A 19,007-nucleotide genomic window follows, 5' to 3' on the forward strand; every position below is an offset into this window, starting at 1 on the left:
GAGCAGGCTTTCTATAAATACACAGTGTGTGAAATTCTTAGCCATTTAAAACCCGTCGAACTAACTATAAGCAGCACATTAAACAGCTTTTCAAACACCGGGCGTAAAGTATGTGGTGCTATGTCGCATAAGATTCAGCACTTGTAGACTTATAAACCAGCCAATTATTTATTTCATAATGTAATAGCGCCCCCCCACAGGGCTGCTACAATAACGCCACTTATTAATGCCCTGAGGGCTGGATTTGATGGCGCTGTCTCGCTCAGCACGCTTACTCTACTACCGCTTTACGTTAGCGATGGCGTGGGTAGCCATGTGTCTGTTATTTGCGGGCCCGCTCATTTCTCAGTTGCAGGCCAGTCATAACGCCCACGGCCACCATGGTCATACGCATATTCAGCATGCCCACAGCCATGGGCACCCGGCTAGCGACCAACACTATGACCACTCTGCCGATGAGCATGCCGGTCATTCTGTAGCCCATCAGGCCGAGCCCACTATCAGTCCGCTGGATAAGGCTCTTGGTCTATCCCCGTCAAGCGCCTTATCGGATTGGCACAATCAGTGTGGTTACTGTGAACTGTGGCAACACAGCCCGTCGCTTTCAATCGCGTTACCTGCCATTGCCAATGACGTTTTTTTGGCACTTTGTGGTGAGTTTCTTGCGCCTAAAGCTGGGGCGCTTTTTCAGTATAACTACCCGCATGCATTAACCCGCGGGCCGCCCTTTTTTATCTATGGCTGCTTAAAACATTATACGCGAGCAGTGTTGATAGTAACGCGAAACAGTAAAAAAGAAATAGGGCTGTTAAGCTTTTTTAAAGCATAACAAGGCTCGGCTTTAGTGCGCTTTTAACTATTTAAATAAACGACCAAATTATTTTCACTATTGTTTATTAAGATCAGTAATAATAGTTTTTCTTTATTGATCACCTTCCGCTTAAATTATCACTACCATCCCATCCTAGGGTTAAGACGATCCAACAAAATAAGGCAGCCACGACCCAGGGTCGGCATCCGAGTGCCACCAGGAAGCCAGTACTTAGAGCCAGTACTTAGAGCCAGGACGTAGCGTCGGTGCAAGCAACCACAAAATTTTTACCGAATAGCTAATGTAGCCTTTTATCTATATAACTACGCCCATCCCTTTACGCGAGCGCCATTGATGTTTCACTTCGTCGTTGCCATACCCTGCCTGATTGTTATCGCCCGCTACCTGGCGCCGCTCCGCTGGCCTCTCTGGTTCAAGATTGCACTCAGCGCCTTACTCCTGCTCATCTCACAGCACCACTTGCTGACGTATCTGGCCTTCGGCAGCATGTTTTCTCCCGAGGTTCCCAGAAGTATGGTGATGGCCATTAATTGGCTGTTCGGCACCATGCTTTTTCTGGCCGTGTTACAGCTCGTCGTTGACTTGATGGCGGTTCTCTTGATGGTGGTAAAGAGACGAGGACTCGCAATTCCTGCCTTTCTACGTTACGCCATCGGGGTATTCGCGCTGGGAGTCGCGGCCTTTGCGGTCAATCAGGCGGCGCGCGTCCCGCCCATGAAGGAAGTCGAGGTGACCATTGGTGGGTTGCCCGCCCAGTTTGAGGGTTATCAAATTATCCATTTAACCGATCTACATATCAGCCGGCTATTCGAGGCGCCCTGGGTTGAAGCCGTGGTCGCCAAAACCAACGCTTTGGCACCTGATTTGATCGTGATTACCGGTGACCTGATCGACGGCGACCTTGAAACCCGGCGGATGGATGTAGCGCCGCTTCAAGCGCTTTCAGCACCGGATGGCGTTTATGCAAGCCCCGGCAATCACGAATACTACTTTGGCTACGAGCAGTGGATGGCGCACTACCAATCATTAGGCATGCAGACGCTGGCTAACCAGCATGCCGTAATCACGCGAGACGGCGCCGATTTAGTGCTTGCTGGGATCACCGATTTACGCGCACCGCGTACCGGCTGGCCCGCACCGGATGTAGATGAGGCAATCGCTGGCGCCCCCGCCAACGCACCAATTATCCTGCTTGACCACCAGCCGTTTGATGCCGCCAGGGCAGCCGCCGCCGGGGTCGATTTGCAGCTTTCCGGCCACACCCACGGCGGCATGATTTGGGGGTTTGATCGTATTGTGGCCTTGGCCAATAACGGCTTTGTCTCGGGCTTTTACGATGTTGACGGAATGACGCTTTACGTCAACAACGGCACCGGCCTCTGGCCTGGGTTTGCACTGCGCCTGGGCAAGCCTTCAGAGCTCACTCGTATTACGCTGCGCCAGGGTTAAGGCACTGCTCGGCCCACTGTCGCACTTTTGGGTAGGCGCGCTGCTCGAACACGCCAAAGCCACCAAGGCTGCGCGCCTTGAGCGGGGTAAACACCGGCATACTCAAGCCGCACAAAAAGTGGGCTAGCCGCTGGCTGTTGGGTGGCTGGCCTACTTGTGTCGTATGGCGTTCGATAAAGGGCGCGGCGTAACGGGTAAAATCGGTGACTTCCAGTGCCGGTAAAGGTGGCGCAGCAGGTAGCTGAACGCTATGCCCATAGCAGACCGAGCAGTGCCCGCATCGGCTATCTTCGTTGGCACTTAACGTGGTGTCGCCAAAGTGCTCGGCTAAACGCCGGGTCAGGCAGGTATCAGACTCAAACAGCGCCAGCATGGCTTGCAGCCGCTCGATCTCGCCCCGCTCTCGCGTTAAACACTCGTCATACAGCTGGCTCGCCAGCATCTCAAGGTTGAGTTCCGGTTGGCGGACGTCATATACGTCGGTCATCCGTTTGCCTTCCAGCGTCAGCCAGCCCTTATCCTGAAAGTACTCAAGGGCAGTGATCACACGGGCCCGCGAGGCATCGATGTGTTGCGCCTGGCCTGCCGACTGTAGCCGTTCAAAGTCCACGCTCCCCCAGGTGCGGGCAATCGGAATGTTATCGACCAGCAGGCGAACAAAGGCCGCCCGCTCGCCTTGAAAGCGTGCAACAAGCGCTTCGGAATCAGTGTGGTAGCGCAGCCGGTATTCTGCCAGAAAGGCAAAGCGTGGTGCGATGATGCCGTGTATTTCCAGGCGTACGAGCAGGGTTTTCAACGGCAGCAGCCGAATATTGGTATCGCGCGACAGCACATTGAGCAGCACTTCCCATTGGCGTTCTGGCGTGGCACCGGCAGCAGCGATCTCTTCAAGCAGGCGCACGATGCCCGCGTACTCCGGCGTATCGCCGTACACAAAGTTTTCCAGCACGCGCAAGCCATCGCGCCCTGCCATGGTTAAGCAAGTGGAAGGCAGGCCATCGCGCCCTGCCCGGCCGATTTCCTGGCTATAATTCTCGATGGATTTGGGCAGATCAAAGTGCACGACATTGCGAATATTGCCTTTATCGATGCCCATGCCAAACGCGATGGTGGCCACAATGCACGGCGACTCCCCATTCATAAACTGGCGCTGAATTTCATCCCGGCGGGCTGAATCAAGCCCCGCGTGATATGCCTGGGCGTTGATTCCCTGGGCAGCCAAGGCATTGGCTACCTGTTCGGCGGTTTGCTGCAAGGTGACATATATGATGCTGGGCGCTTCATTGCCCGGCTGCATTTGGGGTTTTAGCCAATCGATCAAATGTTGCTGGCGGTTACCCATCACCGGGTGCACCAGCAATTCAAGGTTGGGCCGATAGAAGCCCGTGGTAATCACATAGTTTGGATCAATGGCAAACTTCTCGCCCATATCAGCAATAACCGCAGGTGTGGCCGTAGCGGTCAGCAGCAATACCTGAGGGATCGCAAACTCGCGCTGGTACTCTGGCAACTTGAGATAGTCGGGGCGAAAGTTATGCCCCCATTCAGACAGGCAGTGAGCTTCATCGACCACTAACAGCGAAATATTCACCTGGCGCAGAAAGTTCCGGAAACGCTCGTTCTTGAGCCGCTCCACAGAGACCATCAGGATTTTCAGCTCGCCGCTTCTGGCGCGCTCCATTACATCACGCACGGTATCGCGGTCCTGAGTGGAATCGATACTTGCCGCCGCCACGCCGTGGCGGGTTAAAAAGGCGAGCTGATCCTGCATCAGCGCCAGTAGCGGCGACACCACCAGCGTCAAGTGCGGTAGATGCAGCGCGGGCAGCTGATAACACAGCGACTTCCCCGCACCGGTCGCGAAGATAGCCGCCGTGGAGTGGCCCTCCAACACCCGGGAGACCACGGCCTGCTGGCCGCCGCGAAAATCATCGAAACCGAATACTGATTGCAGCGTCTGTCGCGGAGAAGTTGAAGTCATGCGCCGTCCTAAAGTGGGGTTACGTCCTGAGCTAACACGCTACCGGTTTCAGGACGTTTTCACCAATCAAAGACGTACGACAGTAACGCTAGCCCCACTTCGCCCCTTTCAAGGCATCCAGGGGGATTTTCAGATAGCGCTTGCCGTTGGCTTCGGGCTCTGGCAAGCGCCCGCCTTGAGTGTTGACCTGCAGCGCGTGAAGCATCAGTTTCGGTATGGGCAGCTCGCTATCGCGCGTTTCGCGCAGGGCAATGTAATCTGCGGCACTGTTTCCCACTAAGTGCGGATTGGTGTCCCGCTGTTCAGCCACGCTGCTTTCCCATTTTGGCTCGCGGCCATCCGGCATATAGTCGTGGCCGGTAAACAGGCGGGTAGCCGCTGGCAGCGCAAGAATCGCCTGGATGGAATTCCATAACGCCTGGGCATCGCCACCGGGAAAGTCAGCCCGCGCGGTGCCGAAATCCGGCTGAAACAGAGTGTCATGCACAAACGCCGTATCGCCTATTACATAGGTAATTGAGGCCAACGTATGGCCTGGGGAATGCAATACTTTGGCGCTTAACTCCCCAATATTGAACGTATCGCCTGCCGCAAACAGCCTATCCCACTGACGGCCATCAGCGGGCATGTCTGGCCAGTGGTAAATCTCCTTCCACAGCGCCTGTACTTTCGTAATGTGCTCGCCAATCGCGGTGGGTGCGCCAGTTTTGTCTTTCAGATACTGCGCGGCAGAGAAGTGATCCGCATGCGGATGGGTATCCAGAATCCACTCTACCTTCAGATCGTGCTTTGCCACATAGGCAAGCAGTTCGTCGGCATGATGGGTGGCGGTGGCGCCGGACTTCTCGTCGAAATCCAGCACCGGGTCGATAATCGCGCATGCTCGCGAAACAGGGTCACTGACGATGTATTGAACGCTAAACGTACGCGGATCAAAAAAGCCTGCCACCACAGGCATCCCCTCACCCGTACTTGCTGAACGCGCAAACGTCTTCATGCTGTCTCCTGACGGATCAATAAGTGATAGTGCAATAGCCTACCACTTAGGCCAACAGGGTTATAACCATAGCCGTATAAAGAATATAAGGGCTATGGGTGGCTGCACGAATGTTTGCAGTAAAGCGTCGATTAAAACGCCTTTACCAGCGCAAAGCGCGGCTGAGTGTGGCCTTCTTTAGTGACAGTCTCGGTAAACATTTCAAGCGGACGCACCCACAGCCCGTACTCCCCATAAAGGGCGCGGTAGACCACTAGCGGTTCTTCGGTTTCGCTGTGCTGGGCGGTGCCGAGCACTTCGTAAAGTGCGCCTTTATAGTGGCGATAAATACCGGGAATGGGGGCGGTCATTGGCTTTCCTTTTGAGTGGCTGGCTGATTGGCTTTTTTGGCCAGGCGTTCGAGCACTTTGGAGGCCGCTACAAAGCCAAACGTGCCGGTGACGAAGGTAGCCGCGCCGAAGCCCGAGGCGCAGTCCAGGCGGGTGGCATTGCCGCTGCCGGGCTTTTGCAGGCACACTTCACCGTCGCTGCCGGGATACACCAGCTGCTCATCGGAGTAGACGCACTCGACCGAGAAGCGCCGCTTGGGATTACGCGAGAAGTTGTAATCCCGGCGCAGGCGCGAGCGCACTTTGGATAACAGCGGGTCGTGTTCGGTACGGGTTAAATCGGCCACCTGAATACGCGTAGGGTCGGTCTGACCACCGGCGGCACCGGTCACGGTAATCGGGATCTTGCGCCGCTTGCACCAGGCAATCAGCGCGGCCTTGGCGATAACGCTGTCGATGGCGTCCACCACATGATCGGCGTCATCGGGAATGCGCTCGGCCAGGTTAGTGGGCGTGACAAACGCCGTGTCGGCGACGATGTCGATTTCCGGCGCGATCAGGCGGCAGCGTTCGGCCAGCACGTCTACCTTGGGTTGGCCGATAGTGCCGTCCAGAGCGTGCAGCTGGCGGTTAACGTTGGACACACACACATCGTCCAGATCAATCAACGTGAGCTTGCCGATACCCGAGCGCGCCAGCGACTCAACTGCCCAGCTACCTACCCCGCCGACACCGACCACCACTACATGAGCATGACGAAACGCGGTGGCCGCGCGCTGCCCATAAAGGCGCCGAATGCCGCCAAAGCGAAATTCATAATCCTGCGAAGCTGGGCTTCCAGAGACAGAGTCGTTCGCAACTGAGCTAATAGCGGTTGAACCGGCAGAGGCCGGGTCAACACCTGGTGTTGCAGCGGAATTAACCGGAGGCGTAGAAGACATAGCAAACTCAATCTTTTAAGGCATTGGTAAGGCTGATGGCGCGCTTAGCGGCGGCGTACGAACGCTATCCAGCGGCAGGTGCCCCGCCCAACCCAAATGATGAAACAAGGTGGTCATAGTGTCATCGAGTGCACAGCTCACCTGTATCCGATTGGCCAGCACCGGATGGTCAAACGCCAGATAGGTGGCGGCCAATAACAGCCGTGGCGCGCTCAGCTTTTCAGCAAAAAACCGGTTGTGGATACTTTTGCCGTGCTTGGCATCGCCAATAATCGGGTAGCCGCGCCGCGATAGATGACGGCGAATTTGATGCCGCCGCCCGGTCAGCGGTTTCGCTTCTACCAGGGAATAGCGCGCAACCGGATAGCGGTCTACCTGAACGGGGAGCTCGACGCTATCCAGGCGGCGAATATCGGTCATGGCGGGCATCGCCGGCATTTCTGCCTTGGGCCGCGTGCCGTCCTCTTCGCGCAGCGGGTAATCCAGCCGGTCCTGCTCGGGCGCCTTGCCGCGCACGACCGCCAGGTAGCCCTTCTCGACATGCCGTTCACTAAACGCTTCGCTTAAAAGCCCTGCAACGGTTGAAGACAGCGCAAACACAATGGCGCCTGACGTGGGTCTATCCAACCGGTGCACAGGATAAACGCGCTGCCCTAACTGGTCGCGCAGCTGCTGTAGTAAAAACTGGGTTTCCCCACGCGCCAGCGCCGAGCGGTGTACCAAAAGCCCGGAGGGCTTATGCACCACAACAAGGTGCTCATCCTGGTAGAGGATTCTGAGGGGCAACATAGCGCGTCCTGGGGCAAAAACGAGCCGCTATTGTCGCGGCTTGGCCGACAGATGTCATCAACTGCCCGCTTATTATCCAGCCAATCGGCAGGGCAGTTTATCAAAAGCGGGATTGGCGGACTCGCTTTGAGACAGCTACCTTGAATAACAGCGCTTACATAGCGTTTCCATGGAACAGGAAAGGAGAAGTGCACATGCGTCTTGCAACCACACTAACCGGTATCGCGGCTTCATTACTGCTGGCATCAGCGGCTCATGCCAATGAGACCCTTGAGGTCGATATGCACAAGGTGAGCACCGATGGCGTTGAAGAGTCAATCGGTAGCGTATCGCTGGAAACCACCGACCATGGCTTACTGCTCACACCCTCGCTAAGTGGCCTGGAACCCGGTGTCTATGGTTTTCACGTTCACCAGAATGCCAGCTGTGAACCGGCTGAAAACGATGAAGGCGAAATGACCGCGGCACAAGCAGCCGGTGGCCACTATGATCCGGAAGAAACCGGCACGCACCAAGGCCCTTATGGCGACGGTCACCTGGGTGATTTACCCGTCTTAACCGTAAATGAAGATGGCGAAGCTAACCTACCCGTCCTCGCGCCGCGTTTGAGCATGGAAGACATGCCGGGCCGGGCGTTAATGATTCATGAAGGTGGCGACACCTATTCCGACGAGCCCCACCTGGGCGGTGGCGGCGGTCGTATGGCCTGTGGCGTCGTGGAGTCATAATAGTTGAGTCGTAATAGTAGAATCCTGAGGGTTCTGTCATAGCGCTTGATCAATAGCGGCGTCATTAAGTGGTGTATCAGCGGGCAGCCAATGGGCTGCTCGTTTTTTTGGATTAACGATAGGGTACTTATAGCCCACTAAAGTCTAGCAGCGCATCGGTTTATGACTCTGTACATTCTGCAAGGCTAAATAAGGCTCTGCCAGCGTATGCCAGAACCTACCTGTCACGTTAACTCCATCCTTCTGACCACTTTGGTGCCCTAAATGATTACATTTATTGTATCGATCCTGCTGCTGATCGTGGGCTATTTTACGTATGGCAAATTTGTCGAACGCGTTTTTGTAACTAATAGAAAGCGTCAGACACCCGCGTTTAGCATGCGGGATAACATCGATTACGTACCGATGAACACCACGCGTAACTCATTAATTCAATTACTTAATATTGCAGGTGTCGGGCCTATCTTCGGGCCAATCCTGGGTGCTCTGTATGGTCCGATAGCGTTTGTGTGGATCGTGATCGGCTGCATTTTTGCAGGCGCGGTGCACGACTACCTGACCGGTATGATCTCGATTCGTAACCACGGCGCTCACTTGCCCCAATTAGCCGGTAAGTTTTTGGGTAAGGCCATGAAGCATGTGGTGAACGGTTTTGCCATTTTGCTGCTGCTGTTGGTGGGTACAGTGTTTGTTACCTCGCCGGCAGCGCTGTTAAACAACATGACGCCGATCTCCCTTACTCTGATTATTCTGGCGATTTTTGCCTACTACTTGATTGCCACGCTGCTGCCTATTGATAAAGTGATTGGCCGCATCTACCCCTATTTCGGGGCGCTGTTGCTGTTCAGCGCTGCCGGTATCGGCATTGGTCTGGTGGTTACCGGCGCCCCGATTCCTGAGCTTTCGTTCCAGAATATGCATCCGGAAGGCGCCCCTATCTTCCCACTGCTGTTCTTGACCATTTCCTGCGGTGCGCTTTCGGGTTTTCACGCCACGCAAACACCGATTATTTCGCGCACCACTGAGAACGAAACTAACGGGCGCAAAATCTTTTACGGCATGATGATCACCGAAGGCGTTATCGCCATGATCTGGGCCGCGGCCGCGATGAGCCTGTTCCATGGTGACCAAAACCTTTCTGCGGTGCTGGCAGCTGGCGGCCCTGCTGCCGTGGTTAACGAAGTTGCCACCACCATGCTGGGCGCTGTCGGCGGTACACTGGCAGTATTGGGTGTTATCGTGCTACCGATCACCTCGGGCGACACCGCATTTCGTAGCGCACGCATGATTATTGCCGACTATCTGAAAATTGACCAACGCCCGATTATTAAGCGTCTGTTAATTGCCCTTCCGCTATTTGCGATGTCGTACATTCTGACCCATATGGACTTCACCCTGCTGTGGCGCTACTTCTCCTGGGCGAACCAGACTACAGCCGTGATTGCGCTATGGGTCGCGACAATGTATCTAGTGCTTTCGCGTAAGCCTTACCTGATCACATCGATTCCCGCGGTGTTTATGACCATGGCCACCTTTACCTATATCGCCTACGCGCCGATTGGATTTGGGCTTCCGCTTCAGTGGAGCTACGCCGCCGCTGCACTCGGCACGCTGGTGTGTATTGCGCTGTTTATGAAACGCGTACGCCGCTTAAGCCGTGCGACCTTTAAAGTTGATGAGGCTGCCGCTAACTTTACCGATGACGAAGTGTTAGCTTTTTCGTCTAAATAAGGCGTCCTCCACCTGACAGTAGACACTGCCAAGGAATTAATTAAGCGCTGATTTTTCAGCGCTTTTTTTATGCCTGTTGATTGCCGCGCGTTAATTCCCCTTTTATGTCGCTGTTCGTTTTGCTTACGTGCATATTGCCGCCCCGCCAAAAAACGTTATATCATAACGATTATTAACGATTTAGTGGCGCCGTAAGCGATGTTATCAATGTGCAGCGATCCTGTTTTATCCGTGCGTGACCTGCGCATAAAAATCGGCCGACAAACGGTTGTCGACGGCCTTTCTTTCGACGTGCTGCCTGACGAGCGCGTTTGCCTGCTAGGCGCGTCCGGGTCGGGTAAATCGTTCACCGCTAAAGCGGTGCTGGGGCTTTTACCCCCCAATGCCCAGGTGCAAGGCAGCATTCGTATTCAGGGACGCGAAGTCATTCGAACGCCCGCCGCACGACGCCGAAACGATGCCCGGGTGTCGATGGTCTTTCAAGATTCTCTCGCGGCGCTCAATCCCCTGGTCACGGTAGGCTCTCAGCTACGCGAGCCGTTTTCGCGCCACCATGGTTTATCACGCAAGGCCGCCGACCAGGCTGCCATGGCTCTACTTGAAGCCATGGTCCTGGATGATTGCCAACGATTGATAAGGCGAACTCCGGCGGAGCTTTCCGGCGGGCAACGCCAGCGTGTCTGCATTGCGCTGGCGATGGCCTGTAAAACCGCCTTGATGGTCGCTGATGAGCCCACCACCGCGTTGGACGTGGTCACTCAGGCCCAGGTATTACGCGCCTTGCGTGAACATACAGGCACCTCGAACACCGCGTTGCTGTTTATTACCCACGACCTTCACGCGGCAGCGCAGCTCTGCCAGCGGGCCGTGATTATTGAACGTGGCGTGATGATTGAAAGCGGCGCGCTGGACACCCTGATTACTACTCCCCAGCATCGTTTCACCCAAGAGCTGGTGGCTGCCGCACACAGCGTACAGCCCACAGAACTAACCAATGCTGCCGAGCCAATGCCCGTTGACTACCTAAAGAGTGCCTAGATGCAGCGCGCGATCCCCTTTAATAGCCGATCCGTTTTTAATGGCCGACCCATTTCTAATAGCCTGGCAGTGGTGAGCGGAAAAGCCGCTTTCCTCTCGGCACGCGGACTCAACAAGAGCGTCTCGCTACCCCGCGAGGTGTTTTGGCGTGCAGGCGAGCGCAAGCAGGTAATGAACGATATTGATCTCACGCTTTATCCTGGCGAACGCGTGGGGTTAGTGGGCTTATCAGGCTCGGGTAAAACTACCCTGTTGCGCTCGCTTTTAGCGATTGAAGCGCCGGATAGCGGCTCGATTACCTGTGAACAGAAAGATGTGCGCCCTGCTTCGACAACCAAGCTCCGCTGGTACCGCCAAGCGGTTCAGTACATCCCTCAGGACCCGGCTTCCTCGCTGGACCCACGAATGAGCGTTCGCGCCCTGGTCGCCGAGCCGCTGATTCGCCTCAAGGTAGATTGCGACCCGGTTGAGCGGGCTTGCGAAGCGTTAGAGAACGTTGGCCTGGATGCGTGTTTTTTGGATCGCAAGCCTCATGAGCTTTCCGGCGGCCAGGCACAGCGGGTGGCTATTGCGCGTGCCATTGCCACCCGCCCGCGCTATTTATTGGCCGATGAGCCGCTCAGCGGTCTCGACTTGCCGGTTCGCACCCAGGTAATCAACGTACTCAGAAAGCTGTGTGATGAGAATGGCACCGGGCTTTTGATGGTGTCGCATGACTTATCAGTGGTCGCCAAGCTATGCCAGCGCACGCTGGTGATGGATAACGGCAATATCGTCGAAGACCGCCCCACTGCTGAGCTATGGCGTAACCCTCGCCATACGGTCACGCGGGATTTAATTAACGCCGTCTCCCAACTGCCTACCTGTGCTTATCCGGACTGCAACGCCGCTGAGGTAGACACGCTTTTATAAACGTTCACGATCAACCGCCAGGCACTTTTCACCCCCTTCGCCCAGTGAAGCGCTTAGGTATTGTCCTACCGCGCCTGGGCAATCGCTTGCCTGTTAATCACTTTCCCCTAGGAGATTTTTCGATGTTCCGCCACCCACGACGCCATTCCCCACGCCTCTCCCTGCGCCTTTCTCTTCCAATTGCCCTAGCTGCCCCGTTGCTGCTTGCCGGTTGTTTTGAAGAACAGCGCGACACCAACTCATCCGAAGTTGGCACGCGTATTAACGTGGCCATGCTTCAGCCACCGCGCTCTGGGTTAACGCCGCTGTCTGACGATGCCTTCAAGCTTTCGCGATGGAGCAATGCTGAAACCTTGATTCGACTCGATGCCAACAGCGACCCTCAGCCGTTTCTGGCGACCGAGTGGGAACAGCTTGATTCGAAAACCTGGCGGTTTGTGATTCGCGATGGCGTCGTGTTCCATGATGGTACAGCGCTAACGGCGGGAGACGTGGTGAACTCTCTCAAGGCGGCAACTCAGGCAACGCCCAAGCCGCGTATTCTAGATGGGGTCAATATGACCATCGAAGCCGATGGCGATAACGCGGTGATTGTGCGTACAGAAAAAGACGACCCGCTGATCCCTAACCGCCTTTCCAGCCCGCAGCTGGCGATTTTAGCCGCCAAGGCGTATGGCGATGATGGTCGGGTCAACCCTATCGAAGCGGGCACCGGCCCGTTCGTCTTAACAGAGATCAACGGCACCACCAGCGCCAAGCTTGACCGCTTTGACGATTACTGGGGCGAACCTGCGGCGGTGGCCGGTATTGATGCCGACTATGTGCCCGATGGTACCGCACGAGCAGCCTCCTTAAGAACCGGTGTGGCTGATGTGGTTGAGGCCATTCCAGTCTCCCAAGTCGCCCTTCTTGATCCTGAGCGTGTACACGAAGTGCCAATGCCGCGCACCAATACGCTGTACCTCAATACTCAGACTGGCCCGCTGGCCGACCCAGCCCTGCGCGCAGCGATTCGTGAAGCGATTGACCGCCCGTCAATTGTAAACACCGTCTACGAAGGTCGTGCCGATATTGCCGAGGGCTTGCTTGGCCCGGCACTTGCCTGGGCAAACGGCATCCGCCAACCGATCGAGAATCGCGCCGCGCCCGCCGAGCCGAACGGTGCTGAGATCACCCTAGCCACCTTTACCGACCGCGCTGAGCTTCCCGAAGTCGCCGTTCTACTCGAACAGCAGCTAACCCGCGCGGGCTTTAACGTTAGCCAGGAAGTGCGTGAGTACGCTCATATTGAAGCTGATGCGCTGGCAGGTGAATTCGATGCGTTTATTCTCTCCCGAGCGACGGTACTCGACTCTGGCGACCCGGTTGCCTATATGTTTAGCGACTTCGCCTGCGCAGGCTCGTTTAATATCGCTCAGCTATGCGACTCTGCTGTGGATGAAGCGCTAGCAACTGCCTCCGAGCTACCCACAGGGGATGCGCGACGCCAGGCTATTATCGATGTAGAAGCGGCTATTTTGCGCACCGATGCAGCGATTCCCATGCTGCATGAGCGCGTTATTCAGGGCGAGTCGGCACGCGTTGCCAATGCCGAACGCGACCCGCGCGAGCGTACGCTAATCACGGAAAAAACCACACTCGATATTGATAGCGAGTCCTAAGGGCACACCACGTATGACTATCGCGACACCGCGGCGCCTTTGGCGCCGCCTGCGCCTCGAGCCTTTTATCCCGCTGGTCTCACGGTTGGTAACGCTTGGAGGAGTGGTGGTTTTGGTTGGGCTCTTGCCGTGGCTCTCAGGGCGGGATCCGGCGCTGAGCATTTTGCGGGCGCGCTCGGCCGAACAGGAAGCCACGCCCGAAGCCCTGGCCGCCATTCGCGCCCAGCTTGGCCTGGAGCTTGGTCCGTTTGAAAAGCTGCAAAGCTGGCTGATGGGGTTGATGCATGGCGATGCGGGCAACTCCTGGATCTCCGGCGCGCCCGTCCTGCCTGGTATGTTGAAAAGCGCGCAGGTATCGATCACCTTGATGGCGTTTGGCATGCTGGTAGCGGTCATCACGGCCATCCTTATCTGCGTGCCGGTGGTTCACCGAGGCCTTAACGGCCGGGTACGCCGCTCATCCGGCGCAATGGGTGCGACGTTGACCGCCCTGCCTGAATTTTTGCTTGCGTCTGTGCTGCTGGTCATTTTTGCCGCCTGGCTTAACTGGCTACCGCCTTACGGCTGGCGAGGTTTAAGCTATGTAGTACTGCCCGCTTTTGCGCTGGGTTTACCGGCAGGGGGGTTATTGGGCAGGCTGTTTAGTGATGGCCTGGCGGTTACGTTTACCGAGCGCTGGGTGGCAACCTGGAGCGTGGCGGGATTTTCACGCAGCCGGATTACGTTGGCAGCATTAAGGCGAACCCTGCCCAGCCTGATGCCCCAGGTAGGTATGGTGATGGTGGCCTTGACCGGCGGCGCGATTGCCGTCGAGCAAGTGTTTTCCATTCCAGGGCTTGGCCGGGCAACCCTCGGGGCGGCTTCAGCACAGGACTTGCCGGCACTGCAAACCGGGATCCTTATTCTGCTGGTGATTGCGATTATGCTGGGCAGCTTGGCCAATATTGCCCGCGCGCTGCTGCTGGGTCGTGCATTTCGCCTTGGCGCGCTACCGGTGGCACATAGCGAGCATCACGCCCAGCGAGGCGCGTGGGCAGTACCTGCGGTGGCTATTACTCTGCTGTGCGTGCTGGTAGTTACCGGTATTACCCGCGACCCGTTCAGCTCGGCATTTATGCGTCTTGAGCCGCCAAGCTGGGCGCTGCCTTTAGGCGCGGACGGCACCGGGCGCGATATTCTGGCACGCGTTGCCCACGGAGCACTTTCCACCATGGGCATGGCCGTAGTGGTTGTCTGTTTGTCGCTGCTGCTCGGGCTTCTCATTGGGCTGGCGCCAAGGTTTGCAACCGGCCCGATTGAAATCACCAAGGCCACTCCGCCCACTATTGCGGGGCTTATTGTGGCGGGTTTGGCGGGGCCTAGCGCCGGCGGCGCCATTATTGCCGTCACTGCCGTTGCCTGGGCACCATTGGCGGCACACACGGCGGCGCTGGTAGCAGAAGTCAAAGCTCAGCCCCACGTGCGGATTACGCCTATTTTAGGTGTCGGGCATTTTCGCTTGATGAGCCGGTATGTTCTGCCGGCCGTTCTGGGCCCGGTGTTCCGCCACGCCATGCTGCGCTTACCGGGCGTGGCCCTTGCCCTTGCTGCACTGGGGTTTCTGGGCCTAGGCCCACGCCCTCCCTCACCTGAGTGGGGATTAATCCTGGCGGAAGGCATGCCGTATATAGAGCGAGCGCCCTGGGCGGTGCTGATCCCTGCGCTGGCGCTGATTCTGCTTTCTATCCTCGCCGTATCGCTTTCAAGCATTGTCGGTGTCAGGAAATCACTTCGCTAGATCACTTCGCCACAGGTTTCAGGCATAAAAAAACACCCCCGACATCGTGTCGGAGGTGTTGTCTTTTCACGTCTTTAGCGTGGCTTACTCGTGGTCGCCCGCCAGCTGCATTTGGCGCAGCATGTAGTTCTGGATGCCAACCTGATCAATCAGCTTCAGCTCGGTTTCGATATGATCAATATGATCTTCTTCATCGGCGAGCAGGTCGCGCAGCAAATCACGTGATACGTAGTCTTTAACGCTTTCACAGTAGGTGATGGCTTCGATGTAGTCGTTGCGGCCGTCGTGCTCGATTCTAAGATCGCTTTCGAGCATCTCCTTGACGTTTTCACCGATATGTAGCTTGCCCAGATCCTGAAGATTAGGAATGCCTTCCAGGAACAAAATGCGTTCAATCAGCTTGTCAGCGTGCTGCATTTCTTCAATGGACTCGTCGTATTCCCACTTAGCCAGTGCCTTAAGCCCCCAATCCTTATACATTTTGGCATGCAAAAAGTACTGATTAATGGCAATAAGCTCGTTGCCCAATGCTTTGTTTAAATGCTGGATTACCTGGGGATCACCTTTCATGACGTCACCTTTCTCGCTGTAATGCTGATAGTTAATCTAACCAATCAAGCAGTTACGTTAATGAAGGAGTATAGGCCATGCAAAGGCATACTCCCAGTTTTCTGAGAGTATAGAGAAGATGAAGAAAAATTCAAATAAATCAGTTATTTGCTAACGATAACCCTAACAAGAGTGATTCGCGTCACACGGCGTAAGCGAGACTCATATCGGCTTCCATACGTGCTTCATAAAGCGCTTCTTTGGTAAGCGATTTGGCATAGCAGGCGCACTTGCCACACTGGGTGGCACAGCCGGTGGCTTCACGCACTTCTCGCCAGCTGCGCGCTCCATCGCTCACCTGCTGACGAATCTGATGATCGGTTACTCCCTTGCACACGCAAACGTACATGGCGACACCTCATAAATAACATGAGATGAATGTAAATGATTCGCATACATTTTATCAAGTAAAAAACTATGCCTTTTAGTAGTGATTGTCTTTCACTCAAAAAAACCTAAATCAACACAATTGCTTAGTAATTAGTTGCATAAGTTCTAATAAAAAATATTAGTGTTTAAGTGCCCATTTTTTAGTGATCAGGCACGAAAACAGTGCGCGTCTGGGAGGCTATATCTGGCCAGCTGCGTTGACGACTATCCAAAAGAACCCACCAATAGCCCAGGCCAAATAGCGCCAAAGAGAGCCAAGCGATCCCACAGCGTATAAGGCTCTGCCTAAGAGTAATAGTTTGGCCATCAATGGTTTGCACACGCAGACGCCACGCCTGCATGCCCAAGGTCATACCGGCGCACTGCCAAAAAAAACAGAAGAAACCAGTGGTAGAGAGAAGCAGTAAACCGCGCAGGCTCCAGACGGCCAAAGCAGAAGCCCCGACGGCTTCCACGGGTTGACTGAGTATCAGCCGGAAAAACGCTAGATGGATAATCGTAATAAGCAGCCAGAGGGCTAGCACTATTACGCCATCATACGCCATGGCGCCCAGCCGGCGGCCCACCCCGGCTGAAACTACGTTAGCCATTGCGGCGCAGGAAATAAATCCCCACGGCGGCACAGGCCAGGGTCGGCACCAGTACCGCCCATACCGGTGAAAATCCGAAAATCGTGGATGCAGGGGCCAGCAAATCCTGGATATATTTAAACGCAAGCCCGGTGACCACACCATAAAATACCCGCGTGCCCGCCGCCACGGTACGCAGCGGGCCAAATACAAACGAGGCGGCAATCAGGACCAGCGAGCCCATGGTGAGCGGCATAAGCATCTTTTGCCAGAAGTACAGCAGCGGCTGATCCGCGGTTAGCCCCTGCGCCTGCAGATAGCGCGCATAGGCCCATAGCTCACTGGGTGCCTGGCTCTCGATATCACGCAGCAGGCGCTCGAGCTGTACAGGAGTAATATGCGTTTCCCAGAAGGCGCTGGCCTGGCTTTCAGACTCGGTATAATCATCGTAAATACGCGTGGTAGTCACATTTTCAAGCCGCCAGGCGCCCTCCTCCCAATGCGCGCGAGCGGCATGCGTGGCTTCAATCAATCGCCGCTCATCGAAGCGGTAGCGGGTTAAATCGAGCACCACTTCGTCGGCGCGAATCGCCCCGAACCGGTAAACGCTATCGCCTTCAAACTGCCAGCCGCTGCGACTGGCGGGCTGGGCGCTTTCGCCCTGGCGCTGTTCAAGCTGCCACGCTTCGGCAAACTGCTCGGTGCGCGGGCTTACGAACTCGGCGATCAGCAGTACCACAACCACCACCAACAGCACCGGTTTCATTACGCCCCAGACAATACGCGCCAGCGAACGCCCAGAGGCGCGCATAACGGTAAGCTCATTGCTGGACGCCATGCTGCCCAAACCAATCAGCGCGCCGATCAGCACCGCCACCGGGGCATACTGATAAAAACGCCACGGTGTACGCATGAGTAAATAAAAGAACACGTCCAGTGCGGTGTAATTGCCTTGTACGTGGCGCAGGTCACCAATGTAGGCAAGCGTGATATCCAGCCCCAACAGCACGAACTGGACAACGATGATCGCCCCCAGTACGTTGCGGGCGATATACCGATCTAAACGATCCGCAACTATCAGCACATTCAGCATTAACGCATCCCCTTACGCTGAGAGCGCCATAAAAGCAGTAATCCCAGGCCTAAAAACAGTAAATGTACCGGCCAAACGCCGATTAGCGGCGTTAATGTGCCGCTCCCGATGGCATCCACCGCCGCGAGCAGCAAACTTAAATAGCCGACATACAAAAACACCGCGGGCAGCAACTTGGCAAACCGACCCTGGCGAGGGTTTACGCGGGAAAGCGGCTGGGCAAGCAAGGCCAATATAAACACCATGAACGGCAGCCCTGCACGCCACTGAAACTGTGCCTGAGCACGCGGGTTGGGGTCGTGCCAAAGCGCTGCGGTAGTTGCGAACTCAAGCGAATCCAGCTCTTGGCGGCTACGGCTTAATCCCAGGCGCATCGTATAGCGTTCAAAGGTAAGTCGCTGCGCATCCATCTGACCGGGGGCCACGCCATAGCGCTCGCCATCTTCCAGCACCAAAAAGCGACTGCCCGTTTCAACTCGGGTTTCCTGATACCCCGACCCCGCCCGCGTTATAAAGCTATGCGGGTTTTCGGGCCCAGGCAGTTCGTGCACCAGGACTTCCTGCATTTCAGTACCGTCACTACTGAAATCAGTGATATACGCCGTACGACCACCGCCAAAATCCTGAAAGCGCCCAGGGGCCAGCACCGAGACATCCAGCCGGCTGCGCTGTTCTTCTAGCGTGGCCGCTGTTTGCAGTGCGCCGGCCGGGGTTAGCCACAGGCTACAGAGAGCGACCAATACCGCGACGATGGAGGCAGGCAATAGCGTGACCCGTAAAAGACGCAGCGGGCTCATGCCGCAGGCCACCATGACGGTAATTTCGCTGTTCATATAGAGCTGCCCATAGGCCAGCAGAATACCCAGGAAAAACGCCAGTGGGAGCACCAGCTCCATAAAGCCGGGTAGATGAAACATCATCAGGCTGCCCAGAATGGTGACCGGAAAATCACCCTCCGCTGCATCTGAAAAGTAGCGAATAAAACGGCTGCCCATAATGACCAGCAATAGAATACCGGCCACCGCGGACATGGTGAGTAACACTTCGCGAGTTAAGTACCGAAATAAAATCAACGCCCTCTCCGGCTAATCGTGCAGGATGCCATGCAATGCGCCCATGGCTTGGGTACACTAAACGAACACTCAGTACGGGGCATTATCCCGAATCCCTCGATGCTTGTC

At 55.8% G+C, this 19,007-nt stretch carries 18 protein-coding genes; 8 read left to right on the forward strand and 10 right to left on the reverse strand.

Going from position 1 to position 19,007, the window contains the following annotated elements:
- Positions 1-247 precede the first annotated feature (247 nt).
- Entirely contained in the window at positions 248-829 is a 582-nt protein-coding gene (locus ACT3R7_RS04240; protein WP_193091044.1) for a DUF2946 domain-containing protein, read from the forward strand.
- Between the two features lie 336 nt (positions 830-1,165).
- Positions 1,166-2,281 carry a metallophosphoesterase gene (locus ACT3R7_RS04245; protein ID WP_193091043.1) on the forward strand — a complete coding sequence of 372 codons (1,116 nt, stop codon included), beginning with the start codon at positions 1,166-1,168 and terminating at the stop codon, positions 2,279-2,281.
- Here the strand turns inward: ACT3R7_RS04245 and ACT3R7_RS04250 are convergent.
- From ACT3R7_RS04250 to ACT3R7_RS04270, 5 genes are all read right to left on the reverse strand, one after another.
- Positions 2,262-4,262 (reverse strand): RecQ family ATP-dependent DNA helicase, encoded by a 2,001-nt coding sequence (locus ACT3R7_RS04250; protein ID WP_193091042.1) that lies wholly within the window; start codon positions 4,260-4,262, stop codon positions 2,262-2,264. The two genes, ACT3R7_RS04245 and ACT3R7_RS04250, sit on opposite strands and share 20 nt — an antisense overlap.
- Before the next feature lie 88 nt (positions 4,263-4,350).
- The gene (locus ACT3R7_RS04255; RefSeq protein WP_192539126.1) at positions 4,351-5,259 is read right to left on the reverse strand and encodes an MBL fold metallo-hydrolase; all 909 of its coding nucleotides are present in this window, start codon (positions 5,257-5,259) and stop codon (positions 4,351-4,353) included.
- 131 nt (positions 5,260-5,390) lie between these two features.
- Positions 5,391-5,609 (reverse strand): DUF1653 domain-containing protein, encoded by a 219-nt coding sequence (locus tag ACT3R7_RS04260; protein WP_192539127.1) that lies wholly within the window; start codon positions 5,607-5,609, stop codon positions 5,391-5,393.
- Positions 5,606-6,529 carry a tRNA cyclic N6-threonylcarbamoyladenosine(37) synthase TcdA gene (tcdA, locus tag ACT3R7_RS04265; protein ID WP_226940042.1) on the reverse strand — a complete coding sequence of 308 codons (924 nt, stop codon included), beginning with the start codon at positions 6,527-6,529 and terminating at the stop codon, positions 5,606-5,608. The genes ACT3R7_RS04260 and tcdA overlap by 4 nt, the downstream gene beginning before the upstream one ends.
- A gap of 15 nt (positions 6,530-6,544) precedes the next feature.
- Positions 6,545-7,318, reverse strand: coding sequence for a pseudouridine synthase (locus tag ACT3R7_RS04270; protein WP_018918207.1), 774 nt, complete (start codon positions 7,316-7,318; stop codon positions 6,545-6,547).
- A 194-nt stretch (positions 7,319-7,512) separates the two neighbouring features.
- Here ACT3R7_RS04270 and sodC point away from each other — a divergent pair, with 194 nt between their 5' ends.
- The 6 genes from sodC (at position 7,513) to ACT3R7_RS04300 (ending at position 15,165) form a co-directional block, all read left to right on the forward strand.
- Complete coding sequence (sodC, locus tag ACT3R7_RS04275; RefSeq protein WP_192539128.1) at positions 7,513-8,046, forward strand: superoxide dismutase family protein; 534 nt, start codon at positions 7,513-7,515, stop codon at positions 8,044-8,046.
- A 264-nt stretch (positions 8,047-8,310) separates the two neighbouring features.
- A complete protein-coding gene (locus ACT3R7_RS04280) occupies positions 8,311-9,777 on the forward strand; it encodes a carbon starvation CstA family protein (RefSeq protein ID WP_192539129.1) in 1,467 nt (488 codons plus the stop codon).
- A 207-nt stretch (positions 9,778-9,984) separates the two neighbouring features.
- The gene (locus ACT3R7_RS04285; protein ID WP_192539130.1) at positions 9,985-10,815 is read left to right on the forward strand and encodes an ATP-binding cassette domain-containing protein; all 831 of its coding nucleotides are present in this window, start codon (positions 9,985-9,987) and stop codon (positions 10,813-10,815) included.
- Complete coding sequence (locus ACT3R7_RS04290) at positions 10,816-11,727, forward strand: ABC transporter ATP-binding protein (protein WP_496198843.1); 912 nt, start codon at positions 10,816-10,818, stop codon at positions 11,725-11,727.
- Positions 11,728-11,849: 122 nt separating this feature from the next.
- Positions 11,850-13,388, forward strand: a complete 1,539-nt coding sequence (locus ACT3R7_RS04295) for an ABC transporter substrate-binding protein (RefSeq protein ID WP_192539132.1) — start codon at positions 11,850-11,852, stop codon at positions 13,386-13,388.
- Positions 13,389-13,401: 13 nt separating this feature from the next.
- Positions 13,402-15,165 (forward strand): ABC transporter permease subunit, encoded by a 1,764-nt coding sequence (locus ACT3R7_RS04300; RefSeq protein WP_193091041.1) that lies wholly within the window; start codon positions 13,402-13,404, stop codon positions 15,163-15,165.
- Positions 15,166-15,249: 84 nt separating this feature from the next.
- Here the strand turns inward: ACT3R7_RS04300 and bfr are convergent, their stop codons facing one another.
- The 5 genes from bfr to lptF all read right to left on the reverse strand — a co-directional run bounded on the left by bfr (position 15,250) and on the right by lptF (position 18,899).
- The gene (bfr, locus tag ACT3R7_RS04305) at positions 15,250-15,735 is read right to left on the reverse strand and encodes a bacterioferritin (RefSeq protein ID WP_192538059.1); all 486 of its coding nucleotides are present in this window, start codon (positions 15,733-15,735) and stop codon (positions 15,250-15,252) included.
- 181 nt (positions 15,736-15,916) lie between these two features.
- Positions 15,917-16,123 carry a bacterioferritin-associated ferredoxin gene (locus ACT3R7_RS04310; protein ID WP_018918215.1) on the reverse strand — a complete coding sequence of 69 codons (207 nt, stop codon included), beginning with the start codon at positions 16,121-16,123 and terminating at the stop codon, positions 15,917-15,919.
- Between the two features lie 181 nt (positions 16,124-16,304).
- Positions 16,305-16,754: an RDD family protein gene (locus tag ACT3R7_RS04315; RefSeq protein WP_193091040.1), complete on the reverse strand. Its 450-nt coding sequence runs from the start codon at positions 16,752-16,754 to the stop codon at positions 16,305-16,307.
- Positions 16,747-17,826, reverse strand: a complete 1,080-nt coding sequence (lptG, locus tag ACT3R7_RS04320) for an LPS export ABC transporter permease LptG (RefSeq protein ID WP_226940041.1) — start codon at positions 17,824-17,826, stop codon at positions 16,747-16,749. Before lptG ends, ACT3R7_RS04315 begins: the two co-directional genes overlap by 8 nt.
- Complete coding sequence (gene lptF, locus ACT3R7_RS04325) at positions 17,826-18,899, reverse strand: LPS export ABC transporter permease LptF (protein ID WP_193091039.1); 1,074 nt, start codon at positions 18,897-18,899, stop codon at positions 17,826-17,828. Before lptF ends, lptG begins: the two co-directional genes overlap by 1 nt.
- Positions 18,900-19,007 lie beyond the last annotated feature (108 nt).

Source organism: Halomonas sp. AOP43-A1-21 (assembly GCF_052376775.1).
GTDB classification, from domain to species: domain Bacteria; phylum Pseudomonadota; class Gammaproteobacteria; order Pseudomonadales; family Halomonadaceae; genus Vreelandella; species Vreelandella colorata.